This window comes from Streptomyces sp. NPDC059224, assembly GCF_042754285.1.
Classification (GTDB): domain Bacteria; phylum Actinomycetota; class Actinomycetes; order Streptomycetales; family Streptomycetaceae; genus Streptomyces.
On record NZ_JBHZAN010000021.1, the window covers coordinates 66,900 to 81,979 of the forward strand.

General features: G+C 70.0%; 12 protein-coding genes and 1 pseudogene. 10 read left to right on the top strand and 3 right to left on the bottom strand.

The genetic code is table 11. The annotated features are described in order from the left end of the window. Nucleotides 1-180: 180 nt before the first annotated feature. Nucleotides 181-2,958 carry a lectin gene (locus ACFXI4_RS23805; RefSeq protein ID WP_384994158.1) on the top strand — a complete coding sequence of 926 codons (2,778 nt, stop codon included), beginning with the start codon at nucleotides 181-183 and terminating at the stop codon, nucleotides 2,956-2,958. A gap of 92 nt (nucleotides 2,959-3,050) precedes the next feature. On the opposite strand, the gene ACFXI4_RS23810 is transcribed toward ACFXI4_RS23805, so the two are convergent. From ACFXI4_RS23810 to ACFXI4_RS23820, 3 genes and pseudogenes are all read right to left on the bottom strand, one after another. After that, entirely contained in the window at nucleotides 3,051-4,175 is a 1,125-nt protein-coding gene (locus ACFXI4_RS23810) for a glycoside hydrolase family 19 protein (protein WP_362716403.1), read from the bottom strand. Between the two features lie 86 nt (nucleotides 4,176-4,261). Then, nucleotides 4,262-4,537 carry a septal ring lytic transglycosylase RlpA family protein gene (locus ACFXI4_RS23815; protein ID WP_384994395.1) on the bottom strand — a complete coding sequence of 92 codons (276 nt, stop codon included), beginning with the start codon at nucleotides 4,535-4,537 and terminating at the stop codon, nucleotides 4,262-4,264. A gap of 45 nt (nucleotides 4,538-4,582) precedes the next feature. Further along, nucleotides 4,583-5,098 (bottom strand): annotated as a pseudogene (locus tag ACFXI4_RS23820) (lectin); the annotation flags it as partial. 337 nt (nucleotides 5,099-5,435) lie between these two features. On the opposite strand from ACFXI4_RS23820, the gene ACFXI4_RS23825 reads away from it, so the two are divergent. From ACFXI4_RS23825 to ACFXI4_RS23865, 9 genes are all read left to right on the top strand, one after another. Further along, on the top strand, nucleotides 5,436-5,981 hold the full coding sequence (locus ACFXI4_RS23825) for an EF-hand domain-containing protein (protein ID WP_384994160.1): 546 nt from the start codon (nucleotides 5,436-5,438) through the stop codon (nucleotides 5,979-5,981). A 191-nt stretch (nucleotides 5,982-6,172) separates the two neighbouring features. After that, a complete protein-coding gene (locus ACFXI4_RS23830; RefSeq protein ID WP_384994163.1) occupies nucleotides 6,173-6,463 on the top strand; it encodes a DUF5133 domain-containing protein in 291 nt (96 codons plus the stop codon). 89 nt (nucleotides 6,464-6,552) lie between these two features. Continuing rightward, nucleotides 6,553-7,113, top strand: a complete 561-nt coding sequence (locus tag ACFXI4_RS23835; protein ID WP_384994166.1) for a hypothetical protein — start codon at nucleotides 6,553-6,555, stop codon at nucleotides 7,111-7,113. Nucleotides 7,114-7,320: 207 nt separating this feature from the next. Further along, nucleotides 7,321-8,259 (top strand): Ig-like domain-containing protein, encoded by a 939-nt coding sequence (locus tag ACFXI4_RS23840; RefSeq protein ID WP_384994398.1) that lies wholly within the window; start codon nucleotides 7,321-7,323, stop codon nucleotides 8,257-8,259. 97 nt (nucleotides 8,260-8,356) lie between these two features. Continuing rightward, complete coding sequence (locus ACFXI4_RS23845) at nucleotides 8,357-10,030, top strand: esterase-like activity of phytase family protein (RefSeq protein WP_384994169.1); 1,674 nt, start codon at nucleotides 8,357-8,359, stop codon at nucleotides 10,028-10,030. Nucleotides 10,031-10,293: 263 nt separating this feature from the next. Further along, nucleotides 10,294-11,673 (top strand): hypothetical protein, encoded by a 1,380-nt coding sequence (locus tag ACFXI4_RS23850; RefSeq protein ID WP_384994171.1) that lies wholly within the window; start codon nucleotides 10,294-10,296, stop codon nucleotides 11,671-11,673. A gap of 62 nt (nucleotides 11,674-11,735) precedes the next feature. Beyond that, nucleotides 11,736-12,272, top strand: coding sequence for a hypothetical protein (locus tag ACFXI4_RS23855; protein WP_362716395.1), 537 nt, complete (start codon nucleotides 11,736-11,738; stop codon nucleotides 12,270-12,272). A gap of 310 nt (nucleotides 12,273-12,582) precedes the next feature. Next, complete coding sequence (locus tag ACFXI4_RS23860) at nucleotides 12,583-13,290, top strand: beta-glucanase (RefSeq protein ID WP_384994174.1); 708 nt, start codon at nucleotides 12,583-12,585, stop codon at nucleotides 13,288-13,290. Nucleotides 13,291-13,420: 130 nt separating this feature from the next. After that, nucleotides 13,421-14,875 carry a WGR domain-containing protein gene (locus tag ACFXI4_RS23865; RefSeq protein ID WP_384994176.1) on the top strand — a complete coding sequence of 485 codons (1,455 nt, stop codon included), beginning with the start codon at nucleotides 13,421-13,423 and terminating at the stop codon, nucleotides 14,873-14,875. Nucleotides 14,876-15,080 lie beyond the last annotated feature (205 nt).

A 15,080-nucleotide genomic window follows, 5' to 3' on the forward strand; every position in this document is an offset into this window, starting at 1 on the left:
CCCGCAGCTCAGGGTCCTCTCTAAGCGTTCGTCTCTCAGGCACCTCATCTCCACGGTTGGACAACGTTGTCAGCCTCGGTGATCTCACCGTCCCGGCACATCGTTCATCACCAGGGCCGTGCTCTCGGGCGCGAAGACAACGTTGTCGGACCTCCACTTCCGAGTAGAGGAGCAAACCCCGTGATCACACGACTGTCGAGACCGCCCGGAACCATGGCGATCGGTCTCCTCGCGGCCGCGGCACTTGCCGCGGCCGGGCTGTGCGCGCCCGCGTGGGCGGCAGGCAAGGCCGCGCTCGTCACCTCGCCCGCGACTCTTGTCAATCCGTTCATCGGGACGTCGAACCAGGCGGACGACTTCCCGGGGGCCGACGTCCCGTTCGGCATGGTGCAGTGGAGCCCGGACACACCCTCGCGTCCCGACGGCGGGGGCTACGAGTACAACGACTCGTCGATCACCGGCTTCAGCCTGACCCACATCGCCGGACCCGGCTGCGGAGCGGCCGGTGACGTACCGGTGCTGCCCACGGTGGGAGCCGTGAACACCGGTGCCACGGACGCCTTCTCGCACGCCAACGAGTCGGCGTCCGCCGGGTCGTACAAGGTCACGCTCAACAACCAGGTGACCACCGAGCTGACCACCACGACACGCAGCGGCATGGCCCGCTTCACCTTTCCCTCGACCAGCCAGGCCAACCTGATATTCAAGTTGACGGGCAGTCAGAATGGAGCCAGTTCCACCCAGTTCACCAAGGTGTCGAACACCGAGGTGAGCGGGCAGGTCACCAGCGGCCACTTCTGCGGCGCGGGAAACACGTACAACGTCTACTTCGACATGGTCTTCGACCAGCCGTTCGCGTCGCAGGGCAGTTCGGTCGCCAAGAAGTCGCCCACCACCTCTGCGGCTGCGGCCGAGGCGTCGAAGAACACCGCCGAGCAGCCCGATGAGCCTGTACTGCACGGCAAGAGCTCGAGGACCGCGGACCCGAACGCCACGAAGGACGCCGCCACCCCTGCCGCCGCCGCCTCGAACGGCTACGTCACCTTCGACACCACGGGCAACCCGGTCGTGCAGGCCAAGGTCGGCGTCTCCTACGTGTCGGTCGCCAACGCCGTGGCCAACCGGACCGCGGAGAACGGCGGCTGGGACTTCAACGCGACCCGTACCGCCGCGCAGAACGCGTGGAACAGCACGCTCGGCAAGGTGCAGGTGGCCGGCGGGACGGCCGCGCAGCAGCAGAGCTTCTACACCGCGCTCTACCACTCGCTGCTGCACCCGAACGTGATCAGCGACAGCAACGGCCAGTACTACGGTTTCGACGGGAGGACGCACACCGTGGACGCCGGTCACGGCGCGGTGTACGCGAACTACTCCGGCTGGGACATCTACCGGTCGCAGGCCCAGCTCGAGGCCCTCATCGCCCCGCAGGTCGCCTCGGACACCGCGCAGTCCATGGTCGACGACTACGCGCAGACCGGGATCTTCCCCAAGTGGTCCGAGAACAACGGCGAGTCGTACGTCATGGTCGGTGACCCGGCGGACGCCGTCATCGCCGACTACTACGCCTTCGGTGCCCGGAACTTCGACACCACGACCGCCCTGGCCGACATGGTCAAGCAGGCGAGCACCACCAACAACGACCGGCCCGGCCTCGGCTACCTGAACGCGCCGGGGTACATGCCGCACGACGGCAGCTACGGCTGCTGCAACTTCTACGGCCCGGTCGCCACCACCCTGGAGTACGACACGGCCGACTTCGCGATCTCCGCGATGGCCGGAGCGCTCGGCGACACCGCCAACCAGAAGACCTACGCCAACCGCGCGCAGGACTGGCGCAACGTGCTCAACCCCGCCTCCGGATTCGTGGAGCCCCGCAACGCCAACGGCTCGTGGACCGGCGGCTTCGACCCGACCAGCGGCACCGACATGGTCGAGGCCGACTCGTGGATCTACACCGCAATGGTGCCCTTCGACATCGGCGGGCTGGCGCGCGCCAAGGGCGGCAACACGGCGATGAACCACTACCTGGACACCGTGCTGCGCAGCTACACCGGAGCCAACGGCTACGCCTGGGTCGGCAACGAGCCGAGCATCGAGCTTCCGTGGGAGTACGACTACACGGGGCAGCCCTACAAGACGCAGGGCACGGTGCGGGCGATCCAGGACCAGATCTGGTCGAACACCCCGGGCGGCCTGGCCGACGGCAACGACGATCTCGGCGCGATGAGCGCCTGGTACGTGTGGTCGGCGCTCGGCATGTTCCCCGAGACGCCCGGCACCTCCGACCTCGCCCTCGGGTCACCGCTGTTCACGCAGGCAGTGGTCACCCTTCCCTCGGGTGCGACGCTGACGGTCAACGGCGACGGCGCCGCCGACAACGCCCCCTACGTCCAGTCCGCGGCGTGGAACGGCACGGCATGGAACAACGCCTACGCTCCCACCACGGCGATCACGGCCGGCGGCACGCTCGACTTCACGCTGGGCACCAGCGCCAACACGTCCTGGGCGACCGCGGCCGGCGCGGCACCGCCCTCCTACGCCGGAGACACCGCGGCCCCCGCTTCGCCGCGCATCGGACCGCTCACCTCGGCGGTGGCCTCGAACCTCTGTGTGGACGACGCCTCCTCCGGCACCTCCGACGGCACCCACGTCCAGGTCTGGGGCTGCAACAGCACCTACGCCCAGGACTGGATCATCGCCGGCGACGGGACGATCCGTACCCTCGGCAAGTGCCTGGACGCCGATCACAGCGGGACCACCAACGGCACGCTGGTCCAGCTGTGGACCTGCAACGGCAGCGGCGCCCAGCAGTGGACCGCCGGCGGCAACGGATCGCTGGTCAACCCCCAGTCGAAGCTGTGCCTGGACGACCCCAACTCCTCTACGGCGAACGGTACCCAGCTCCAGCTGTACACCTGCAACGCCACGGCGGCCCAGAACTGGAGACTGCCGGGCTGAGCCGTCGGCGGGGGAGTCGACGGCCCCCCACACCCGACGGAGCCGGCCGGGCAACCACATGCCCGGCCGGCTCCACGCACCCGCGGAGGTGATCAGCAGTACAGGTTGGCGCCAGGGGTGACGCCGAGGATCGAGGTGAAGCGCTGGTAGGCGTCGACACGGCTCTGCACCTGGGCCGGGTTGCGGCCGTCGCATTCCAGGGAGCCGTTGATGGAGCGGATGGTCTGGCCGAAGCCGGCGCCGTTGACCATGGCGTTGTGGGGGGTCATCGTGCCGGGACCGCTCTGGGTGTTCCAGTACCACAGGCCGGTCTTCCAGGCGACGGCCGAGTCGTTCTGCACCAGCCAGGGGTTGTCGAGGAGATCGATGCCGAGCGCGTCCCCGGCCGCCTTGTAGTTGAAGTTCCAGCTGAGCTGGATGGGGCCGCGCCCGTAGTAGGCGTCCTGGCCGGCCGGGCAGCCGTAGGACTGACTGCGGTCGCAGTACGTAGGGTAGTTGGCGGTGTTCTGCTCGACGACGTAGACCAGTCCGCCGGTCTCGTGGCTGACGTTGGCGAGGAAGGCGGCGGCCTCCTGCTTCTTGACGGTGTCACTGCCGGTGGTGGCGAACCCCGGGTAGGCGCTCAGCGCGGCGGTGAGACCGCTGTAGGTGTAGAAGCCGTTCCGGTTCGGGAACATCTGGTTGAACTGCGCCTCGCTGACGACGAAACCGGACGGGTTGCCGCCGCCACCACCGGCCGGGGCGTTCCACTTCTGGTTCGCGGCGCCGGTGCAGGTCCATATCTGCAGCCGCGTGGCGTTGGCGCTGCTGTTGTCCCGTACGTCGAGGCACTTGTTCGCGGCGGGGTTGACGATGTCGTGGGCGGCGGTGACGACCCACTGCTGGTTCGCTCCGCCGGAACAGTCCCAGAGCTGGACGGCCGCTCCGTCGGCGGTACCGCGGTCGACCACGTCGAGACACTTGCCGAGGGCGCGCAACGTGCCGTCGCCGTTGTTGGACCAGCTCTGGGCGCCGGTGCCGTTGCAGTCGTAGAGTTGGACGGCGGTGCCGTTGGCGCTGCTCGCGCCGGCCACGTCGACGCACTTGCCGGCCAGCCCGGTGATCTGCCCGGTGGCCGCCTGGGCCGGGGCGACGGTGAACAGGGCGGACAGGACGGCGGCGAGGACGACGCCCAGCGTCAGCCGGCCGAGGGCGCCGCGCCGACGGCGGCGGGACATGAGGAGAGGAAGGCGCATGAGGAACTGCTCCTGACGTGGATCGAGGGAGGGAGGAGTGCGGGACCGGCCTGCCGGCGACGGACGTGTCAGCCGAGGACCTGCTGGGTCACGACGATGTGTCCGGCGTCGGGGTCGAGGACTCCGCCGAGCCGGCTGAAAGCGCCGTCGGTCAGATCAAGGCACTTGGGTTCCTGCGGGGTCTGGGCGAACGTGCCGCGGTCGTTGATCCGAACGGTCAGCGAGCGGCCGTTGGCGACGTTGGTGACCTGGACACGGGTACCGAACGGCAGTTGGGGCTGGCGGGAGAGGGAGGTGGCGGCCGTGTCTGCGTTGTTGTCGAAGAGTTCACCGCTGGCGGTCAGGGCGCCGGGCGGCTGGGGACCGTAGTGGGTGGCCCAGCACTGTTCGCCGGACTGCTGCGCGGGGGCGTTCCACTTCTGGTTGGCGGCGCCGGTGCAGGTCCAGATCTGGATCCGGGCACCGTTCGCGGAGGAGCGGTCGGTGACGTCGAGGCATTTGTTCGCGGCCGGGTTGACGATGTCGTGGGCGGCGGTGACGGTCCATCGCTGGTTGGCGGCGCCGGTGCAGGTCCACAACTGGACCTTGGCACCGTCGGCGGTGGAGTTGGCCGTCACGTCGAGGCACTTGCCGAGGGCGCGCAGGGTGCTGTCGGCGCCCGGGGTCCACTGCTGGGCGGCGGTGCCGTTGCAGTCGTAGAGCTGGACCGGGGTGCCGTCGGCGGTGCCGGCACTCGCGACGTCGAGGCACTTGCCGGCGAGACCGGTGACCGTGCCGGCCGCCGCGGCCGCCGGTGCCGCGGTCAACGGACTGAGCAGCAAGGCCGTCAGGGCTACGACAGGAGTTCCGCGTAACGCGGTGGTGAGGAAGGGGAGTGAGGCGGGGGAGGAGGAGCGAGCAGCCATGGGGGGTGGGGAAGCCTTTCCGAGGTGGCACGTGGGTGCGGCGGACACCGACAGGACGCACGTCGGGACAACCTGACACCGGGAAAGTAAAAGGTCTATACCAAGCCCGTCAAGGTATGAACATGACAGAATCGCCGCCTGGCGCAGAATGGCGTGACCCTGCCCGCCGGGGGCCGCGCCCCGCGATGGCTGTGCTCTTGACGACGGCCCAAACCGGCGCGCGTGGCGCGGACCCGGCGGGCGGGGTCGTCGGCCTGGGGGCCAGTGAGCGCGTGCGCCGTTGGGGAAGCGGCGCCGGCGGACAGCATCTCCTCAGCACCGTGCGAGGAGGCATGTGATGGCCAGTGAGTTCCAGCGGGAAAAGCTGCGGGCGATGTTCGACGCGTTCGACGCGGACGGCAACGGATATCTGGAGGAGGCGGACTTCGCGGCGCTCGCCATCCGTTGGGGCCGGTTGCCGCGTGTGAGAACGGAGACGGGGCTGGCCGTGCGGGTGGAGAGCGTGATGAGGGGCTGGTGGCAGCAGCTGTCGGCCGCCGTCGACACGGACGAGGACGGCAGGATCGACATGGATGATCTCCTCGCCATGGTCGACCTGCTGCCTTCCATTCCGGACGCCGTCACCGCCACGGCCGACACCGTCTTCGACGCGGTGGACGAGAACGGCGACGGGCGGATCGGCCGCGGCGAGCACAAACGCCTGATCGACACGTGGCACGGGCAGGTCATCGAGACAGGGGACGTGTTCGACCGCCTGGACCTGGACGGCGACGGCTACCTCAGCCGCCCGGAGTTCGCCGCCCTGTGGACCCAGTTCTGGACCAGCGACGACCCCCGCGAGCCGGGCAACCTGATGTGCGGTGAGCTGCCGCACGCCCGGTAGGTGTCCTCGGCCGCCGCTCGGGGACGGTTCCCCTCGCCCCTCCAGGTATAGACCTCTAGTTGCGGGGCAGACGGAGACTCACTCGTCGCGATCCCGCGTCGAGCGGTGGCGCGCGGCGCCATCGGTGCAACCTGTGCCTCGCCGTGGCGCCGACGCGCCCGGGAGCCGAGCTTGGGGGAGTGGGAAGCGACATGATTCTTCCGGCGGAGAAGGAACTGCGGGCCGCGCTGGCCCGGTTCGCCGACGCGCGCATCGAGCACGACGTACGCCCCACCGGCCGCACCAGCCGTCGGCTGGAGGACGCCACCTACACGCTGTGCGTGATCACCGGAGCCACCGGCACCGAGCAGGCCCTGCACATGGCGGACAGCCTGTTGCAGGGCTACCGCTCCAGCCGCGAGGACGGCACCCGCGAGGACGGCGTCCGGGAAGAGGGCATCAGGGAAGAGGACATCCAAGAGGACGAGACCCTGGCCGCGTAGGCCCGCCCGGGGCCTGGCCGACGGGGTGCGGCAAGACCCGGCCCCCGGTCCGCCGGTACGGTGCGGGTGAGCGGAGAGGAGGCACGCCGGTGTGCACGGTGGACCATGAGGCCGCGGCGGTGGCCGCGACTGCGGCTCTGACGGCCGCCTACCCGTACCTGAGGCAGGAGGGTTCTCCGCATCCGGCACTGGAGGGGTGCGAGGGCGTGGAGTGGTCCTCCATTCCCGGCTGCCCGGGCGATGTCCCGGTCGTCCTGCGCGGGCTGCTCGATCCCGGCGCGGCCGAGATGGCCGAACGGGCACTGGACTGGCTCGTGATGTCGGGACCGATGTCCATCAGCGCGACGATGCCGGCGGTCCTCCCGTACCTGCTGCGGCTGGCGGCCGACCCGTCGGTCCCACGCCGGGACGAGGTGTTCGGTCTCGTGCTCGTGGCCGCCGCGCTGTCCGCGCCGGCCAACCCCGACAGCGCGTGGGACCCGGCGGTCAGCGGTCCCGAGGAGGACCACCCCGAACGGGCCCTGTGCCGGGCGGCGTTCGTCGCCGACGCGGCATGGGTACGGCGTCTGCTGGCCGACGGCGGACAACCGGCCGGCTTTCACCTGGACGAGGACGAGCGGGCGTCCCTGGCGCGGGTGGCCGGTCTGTGACGCGCTGACCGGCTTCTGACCCGCTCCTCCCCGGGCGCGCGCCGAATCTTGAGACAGGCTTTACGCGCGAGAGGCAACCGCGGGCCATGCCATCACTGTCTGAGACTAAGTTGGGAGTCCGGTCCGTACGGGCCGGAGAACGAGAGAGCGGGGCAGGCTGTGGGGCGGCGCAAGGGCGGCATAGGAATCGCACTCGTCACGGGCATGATGCTGGTGGGTGCGAGTGCCTGCGGCGGAGGCGGCAGTGACAAGGCGAGCGGCGACGACGCGAAGCCTTCGGTGAAACCAAGTGCGAGTGCCTCGCCCACGCCGACGAAGCCCGCGGGTCCGCCGATGCTGCTGGACACGATCACCCCGCAGACGGGCACCACCGTCGGTGTGGCGATGCCCATTTCGGTGATCTTCACGAACCCGGTGGCGGCCAAGGCGCGGGCCACGGTGGAGAAGCACATGAAGGTGAGTGCCTCGCAGCCGGTGGCGGGCGCCTGGCACTGGATGGGCGACAGGCGCGCCGACTGGCGTCCCAAGACGTACTGGCCCTCCGGTACGACGGTGAAGATCGACGCCGACATGAAGGGCGTCAGCAACGGCAACGGACGTTACGGCGTGCACGGTTACACGCACACCTTCAAGATCGGCGACGACCTGCGTGCGGACGTCTCGGTGACCGGCCACACCATGAAGGTGACCCGCAACGGCCAGACGCTACGCACCCTGTCGATCAACGCGGGCAGCGCCGAGTACCCGACGTGGAACGGCACGATGGCCGTCATCGACAAGCAGGAGAAGGTGCACATGACCTCCTGCAGCGTCGGCATCAGCTGCGACAAGGGCAGCCCCAACTACTACGACCTGACCCTGCCCTGGGACGTCCACCTGACCCAGTCGGGCACGTACGTGCACTACTCGACCGGCGACCCGAACCCGGGCAGCGGCAGCGCCCGCGGCTCGCACGGCTGCGTCCACCTGTCCATGTCGGACGCCAAGTGGTTCTACGGCCAGGTCAAGCAGGGCGATCCCGTGACCATCACCGGTTCGCCCCGGGCCAAGGCCCCGGCCGACAACGGCTACGCCGACTTCAACCTCGGCTGGGACGAGTGGCTCGCGGGCAGTGCGTCGGGTGAGCAGACGACGGGGACGCTCTGAGCCACGGCTGCCGCAAGAGCGGAAGCAGGCCGGTTCTGAACCGTCGGTTCACCCAATGACGACTCGGAGTTCATCACCGACCTGCAAGTTCTCGGGTATGACCTCAAGACCTCGCTTGCGCAAGCGCACCCGGATCGGCACGGCGATCGCCGTCACGGTCGCCGTGGCCGGCACCGGAACAGTCGTGGCCCAGGCCCACGGCTGGCTGTCGGCCCCGACGCACGACTTCGACGCGACCGCCGACTCCTTCTCCGGCCATGACAAGGTCACCGGCGACGTGCTGCGCAACGACTCCGGCGCGACCGCCGTCGTGCGGCACACCGACCCGTCCCACGGCACGGCGACGGTCGACGCGGACGGCACGTTCAGCTACACGCCGAGCCCCGGCTTCAAGGGGACGGACACCTTCACCTACACGGCCACCGACGCCGTACAGCTGTTCAAGGACACGCAGCCGAACGGCGCCCCGCTGCCCTCGCTCGCGACGGTGGCGGGCCCGGGCGGCACCACCACCCAGATCTCCGGTGAGGGCTACGGCTCCGCGCTCGCCCCGGTGCCGGGCAGGTCGGGCCGCTTCTACGGTCTCACCGACCGCGGCCCCAACGCGGACGCCCCCGACGGCAACAAGTCCGAGATGCTGACCGACTTCATTCCGCAGATCGGCGAGTTCGAACTCGTCAAGGGCAAGGCAGAGCTGGTCGGGAAGATCACCCTGAAGGGGCCCAAGAGCCTTGGCGGCGTGCCCTACAGCGGCCGGCCGCCGCACGACACGACCGAGGTGATCGACGACGTCAACGCGACGAACGCCGGCGGCGGCACGCCCGTGCCCGTCCAACGGGATCCCTACGGTTACGACTCCGAGGGCCTGGTGGCGCTGCCCGACGGCACGTTCTGGGTCTCGGACGAGTACGGCCCGTACCTCACGCACTTCGACGCCAAGGGCTACGAGCTGGGCCGGCTGACCCCGTACAAGGACAGCCAGGACAACCAGTACCACAAGGTCGTCGGCCACCTGCCGGCCGAGCTGGCCAACCGCCTGAAGAACAAGGGCATGGAGGGCCTGACGGTCACTCCGGACGGGTCGACCCTGGTGGGCGTCATGCAGGCCGCGCTCCAGCAGCCGGATCTGGGCACCACCAAGGCGTCCAACCTCTCGCCCACCCGCATCGTCACCGTCGACCTGCGCACGCTGAAGACGAAGCAGTACCTGTACCTGCTGGACGACCCGGCCACCACGGGCGACGCGAACAGCGAGATCACGGCGCTGTCCGACACGAAGTTCGTGATCGACGAACGCGACGGCAACGTCGAGCCGTTCGCCCAGAAGTCCCTCTACGAGGTCGACATCAACGGCGCGACCGACGTGAGCGGAGTGACGATCGGCGGCAAGTCGCCCGAGGCGTTCGTCGGCAAGGTCGGCACCGACGCCGCGCTCACCGCGCTCACCGGTGCCGGCGTCCAGGTCGCGCAGAAGCAGCCGTACCTCAACGTCGGTACGCTGGTGAGCCAGTTCGACCCCAGTGGGAAGTTCTTCGCGCACGACAAGGTCGAGGGCATCGCCACCACGGACGCCGGCAGGACGCTGTACCTGTCCAACGACGACGACTTCGGCATCGACACCATCGCCGTCGACCCCGACGGGAAGTGGACCGTCCACCAGAAGGTGCTTCCGGCCACGGGTCAGACCGACAACGGCGAGATCCTGAAGGTCGACACCACCAAGTTGCCGGCCGTGCTCAAGACCGTCACGGTGACGATCCACGTGAAGTGACGCACGCGAAGCGAAGCCCGGGGCCCGTCCACTCCGGTGGACGGGCCCGCAGCGCGTGACGGCGGCACACCCCGTCATGGAAGCCGACGGCACTGACATGACGGGGTGTCAGAAAAATTACCGGCCGTTCGGCGAACTCTTCGGCGTCTGCATGGATCCCACGTGCGTGACGCGTCGCATGGCGCGTCGCACCCAACCAGGGGAACGCAGAAGGGATTCGTGGATCCGTGCAGCGAAGAAGAGAAAGACGCACCGTCCTGCGCATGGCCGCGGGGGCGGTCGGCAGGAGGCGCCGGACGGCCGGGGGGCTTGCCGTCCTGACCGTGGTCTCCGCCCTGTTGGTCGGAGCTCTGACCTCCTCCCACGCCGTGGCCGCGGCGCCGACGGCCGACGCCGGGACCGCCCGGACGGCCGCCGTCACCGACGGCGGCGACCCGGTGGTGCGGCTGCGTCAGGAGGTGCGGTCCGGGTCCCTGCTGGCCGCGCACGGCGTGCGCAGCGTATGTCCGCGGTGCGCGGCCCAGGTCGTCACGGTGAAGACCGGCAGCGCCACCCCGCTGCGCGCCTCCGCGCCCGCCGGTTACGGTCCGAGCGACCTCGCCAAGGCCTACGGCCTGCCCGCGAAGTCGAAGAGCACCGCCACCATCGCGATCATCGACGCGGGTGTGGACGCCACCCTGGCCTCCGATCTGGCCACCTACCGCGCCGCTTTCGGGCTGCCCGCCTGCGGCACCGCGTCCGGCTGTCTGACCTTGAAGAACTACACCGGTGGCAAGCAGCCGGCACCGCAGAGGAGCGGGGCCGGGGCGGCACTGGAGGAGGACGTCGCCCTGGAGACCTCGCTCGACCTCGACGCGGCCTCCGCCGCCTGCCCCACCTGCCACCTGCTGGAGATCTCCGTGCCCTGGCAGGACGGCGAGGACGACAACGACGTGTCCACCGGTGACTTCGCCAAGGCGGTCGACACGGCGGTGGCCGAGGGAGCCTCGGCGATCAGCATCAGTTACGGATACACCGCGGACGTGACCAACACGAGCGGTGCCTACCTGAAGGCTCTCCGGCACAAGGGCGTCGCGATCACCGCGTCCACCGGAGATTCCGGTTTCAACGGCGGCATCCACCAGTCATGGCCGTCCGACCTGCCCTCGGTGACCGCGGTCGGTGGTGTCACCCTGCCCGCCGACGCTCCGGCGACGGGCTGGTGGGCCGCCGGCAGCGGCTGCGAGACCCGCTTCGCCGCGGCCACCGGGCAGCCGAAGTCCGCCACCGCCGCCTGCGGTCACCACCGGGCCGCCGCCGACGTGTCCGCGGACGCCGACCCGGCGACCGGTCTGGCCGTCTACGACACCTACGCGCCGAGCAGCGGCGAGCCCGACGACTGGACCATCGTGGGCGGTACGAGCGCCTCCGCCCCCTACATAGCGGGCCTGTACGCCCGGGCCGGCCACCTGGCCGCCGTCCAGGGTCCCAACACCCTCTACAAGGCCCCGCAGTCCGACTTCACGGACGTCACCGGCGGGAACAACGAGGACTACCGGCAGTGCGCCGACTATCCCGGGACCAGCGCGTCGCTGTGCAACGCCGGCAAGGGCTGGGACGGGCTGACCGGAATCGGCATGCCCCACGGCCTGGGCGCGTTCTGACCCACCTCTTCCGCCACCACCGATTCTGCTTCCACCGACGAGAAACGAGAGGACCCGTCCCCATGCGTCGAAGGACTCGGGCCACGGCCGTCGCGGCGGCGCTGTCCGCCATGCTCCTGGCCGGCTCCGCGATGGCGAGCGCCAGCCCCGCCAAGCCATCGGCCAAGCCATCCGTCAAACCGTGCTCCACCAACAACGTCTCGTTCTACTTCGGCGGCTACTCCTACGGACTCAGCCACCGCAGTTTCGACCTGACGCTCCTCGCACACGACGGCATCACCTGCACCCTCAGCGACACCCCGCTGATCACCTTCAGCTCGCCGCCGGACGAGACCCACAAGCTCCCGGTGACCGTCAACGGCCGCGGCGGCACCCTCGTGCTGCGCTCCGACTCGCCGCTGCACACGACCATCGCCTACTCGGTCCCCGACGCACCGGAGAACAAGGTGCAGGTCAGCGGATTGAAGCTCGCCATGCCCGACGGCAGCAGCCGCGCGACGAGTTTCCTCTTCCCCGGTACGACCGACATCTACAAGGGCGGTGTGTACGTCACGTCCTGGTCGACCGGTCTCGGTCTGGGCCAGGAGGAGGAGCGCTGACCACCGAGGGCGGGCGGGTGACACCGCGCGGTCACCGGTGACCCCGGGGTCGTACGGTCCGCGGCGCCGGACCGTACGACCCCGCGCACGATCCCGGCCACGTCCTCCCACCGGCGTGAGAGCCGCGGTGGCCGTCGCCTGCCCGGCAGGAGAACGTGTTCGTATGCCGTGAAGCGGTTCGAACGCGGACGGTTGCCCCTTCACGCCCAGGTGCGAGGATCACCGGGGGACCGGCGGCCACCGCATGGCCGGCCGCCGGGCCGGGCAGCACAGCGGCATCCGACGCCGTGTCCACCGAGGGAGCACGCACGTGAGCGACGTCGTCTTCACGGCCGATTTCACCTCCGCCCGGCAATGGGTGGCCGGACGCTCCTGGGCCTATCCCGGCGGCGGCCCCACCAACCCCGACGACAACAAACTGGACTACCTCACCTCGGATGCGGCCTACTGCCGCACCGGCACGTTCCGCGCCACCCGCAGGACCGACGGCTGGTGGAACACCGGCCTGCTGACCACCGAGGGAAGCGAGGAGGGCTTCACGGTCCGCACCGGTGACCAGCTCCGGGCGCGGGTCCGCCTCCCCACCGGGCTGGGCGCCTGGCCGGCGATCTGGACCTGGCGGGACGGCGGAAACGAGGTCGACGTCTTCGAGTACCACCCCGACAACCCCGATCTGCTGGAGCTCACCAACCACGTCGGTCAGGGACACACCTACCTTCACCACCCGGCGGTGCGTCCGGGCGGGGCCGTCGACCTCGGGGTGACCTTCGGCCGGCGCAGTGTCCTCTGGGCGCTGAACGGCACCCAGGTCTTCGCCGACGGACGGGGTGTCGGATCCGGCTGGTACGCGCACCTCATCGTCAGCCTCTCCGTCTGCGCCGGCCGTTACCACCCCCGCCCCGACCCCAAGACCACCGAACTCTCCTACCGGGTCGAGAACCTGACGGTGCACCGCCCCGTGATCCCGCACGCGGCGGAATCCCACGACGACGAGGCGACGGCCGGGACGGGCGCCTAGACGGCGCGAGCGAGCGGGGCCGGTACCGAGCGGGCGCACGAAGGCCGTTGTCAGTGCCGCCGACTACGGTTTGACCAGTGGGATTCGCCGGATCAACGGCGGATCCGTGACGGGAGGGGTCTGGTCTGCCATGTCCACCGGTTCTGCTGCAGTGTCGACGACGTACCTGGAGCTGTCCCAGGAAGACGGCGCCGCGCACAAGTTCTACGAGGTGTCCGTCGCCGACCTGGTGGTGACGGTGCGGTACGGCCGGATCGGTGCCGAGGGGCAGACACAGACGACGACGTTCGCGACGGTGGACAAGGCACGGGCCGCGGCCGCGAAGAAGGTCGGCGAGAAGGTCCGCAAGGGATACGCCCCGGCCGTGCGGGGAGTACGCGCGCCACGCTCGGTGACCCGGCGTCAGGTCGCGTCGGCCCCCTCCACCGCGCGCTCCGCCGCGCCCGTGCTGTGGCGCTTCCGCACCGGCTCCGCCGCGTTCGGCATCCACGTCGACGACGACCGCTGCTGGGTCGGCAACCAGTCGGGCGATGTGTACAACCTGGACCACGAGGGCGGCGTGCTGGCCCGCTTCAGCCTCCCGGACGGCGTGAAGTGCCTGGTCGCCGACGACTTCTGGATCTACGCGGGCTGTGACGACGGCAAGGTGTACGACCTGTCCTCGAAGCTGCCGTTCGTGGCCTACGACATCGCCGCGGACGTCGACATCTTCTGGCTGGACATCCACGAGGGCGTGCTGGACGTCTCCGACCGCGACGGCCGGCTCACCGTCATCGACCACGAGGACGAGCACCAGTGGGCCCGCCGCAGCCAGGGCGAGCAGGCCTGGATGGTCCGCGCCGACGGACATGCCGTCTACCACGGCCACAGCAGGGGCGTCACGGCCTACGCCCCCGACGGCGGCCGGGAGCTGTGGCACACGCCCACCAAGGGCGGGGTGCTGTTCGGCTGGCAGGAGGGCGACGTGGTGTACGCGGGCACCGCCCACAAGGCGGTCCAGCGGCTCTCGAAGGCGACCGGCGCGATCGAGGCGACGTACACCTGCGACAGCGCCGTGTACTCGTGCGCCACCTCGCCCGGCGGGCGGTTCGTGTTCGCCGGTGACGCGTCCTCGTCCGTCTACTGCTTCGACCAGGACGGCACCCGGCTGTGGAAGCTGGGCACCGGCGACGGCTCGGCGCTGTCGATGCAGTACCACGACGAGCGGCTCTACCTGGTGACCACCGACGGCTCGCTGGTCTGCGTGGACGCGAGCGAAGCGGCCGTGACGGCGGCCCAGCGGGGCACGGTGCCGGTGCCGCGGGACGTCAAGCTGGCCGCGGCGATGCCGGCCCACGCGCCCGCCACGACCGTGAGCGCGGTGGCCACCGTCGCGCAGCCGCCGACCGGGGCGATCGTCGTGGAGTGCGTCCAGGAGTCGGGCCGGGTCCGGGTGCACGTCGTGTCGGAGGGCTTCGACCAGTCGCTGAACGTCCAGTTCCCGCACGCCATACGCGAACCCGGGGCCCGCTACGTCGTGGACTCCCTGCACACGGCGGCCGGCGGCTTCTACCGGGTGCGCGGTGACATCCGGCGACTGCTCTGACCACAGGTACCGGTTCAGGGCGGGCGGGATGACCATCCCGCTGGACGTTCCGCCCACTTCGCGAACATCCCGCCGCTCTCGCTTCCGTGCGGACTTTCCGACGACCGCGACCGTCCAAGCCCCGGCCCCGCCCGGTCGCTCCCGTTGTTGCTCACTTTCGGGTGACGGCCTGGGTGGTGTGGGTGTGCGGCCGACCGGCCGCCGA

What these genes read in the sequence shown, in the direction of transcription:
- ACFXI4_RS23810 (WP_362716403.1), bottom strand. Translation starts at nt 4,175, where the DNA reads ATGTCCCGCCGCCGTCGGCGCGGCGCCCTCGGCCGGCTGACGCTGGGC.
- ACFXI4_RS23825 (WP_384994160.1), top strand. Translation starts at nt 5,436, where the DNA reads ATGGCCAGTGAGTTCCAGCGGGAAAAGCTGCGGGCGATGTTCGACGCG.
- ACFXI4_RS23830 (WP_384994163.1), top strand. Translation starts at nt 6,173, where the DNA reads ATGATTCTTCCGGCGGAGAAGGAACTGCGGGCCGCGCTGGCCCGGTTC.
- ACFXI4_RS23840 (WP_384994398.1), top strand. Translation starts at nt 7,321, where the DNA reads ATGCTGGTGGGTGCGAGTGCCTGCGGCGGAGGCGGCAGTGACAAGGCG.
- ACFXI4_RS23845 (WP_384994169.1), top strand. Translation starts at nt 8,357, where the DNA reads ATGACCTCAAGACCTCGCTTGCGCAAGCGCACCCGGATCGGCACGGCG.
- ACFXI4_RS23850 (WP_384994171.1), top strand. Translation starts at nt 10,294, where the DNA reads ATGGCCGCGGGGGCGGTCGGCAGGAGGCGCCGGACGGCCGGGGGGCTT.
- ACFXI4_RS23855 (WP_362716395.1), top strand. Translation starts at nt 11,736, where the DNA reads ATGCGTCGAAGGACTCGGGCCACGGCCGTCGCGGCGGCGCTGTCCGCC.
- ACFXI4_RS23865 (WP_384994176.1), top strand. Translation starts at nt 13,421, where the DNA reads ATGTCCACCGGTTCTGCTGCAGTGTCGACGACGTACCTGGAGCTGTCC.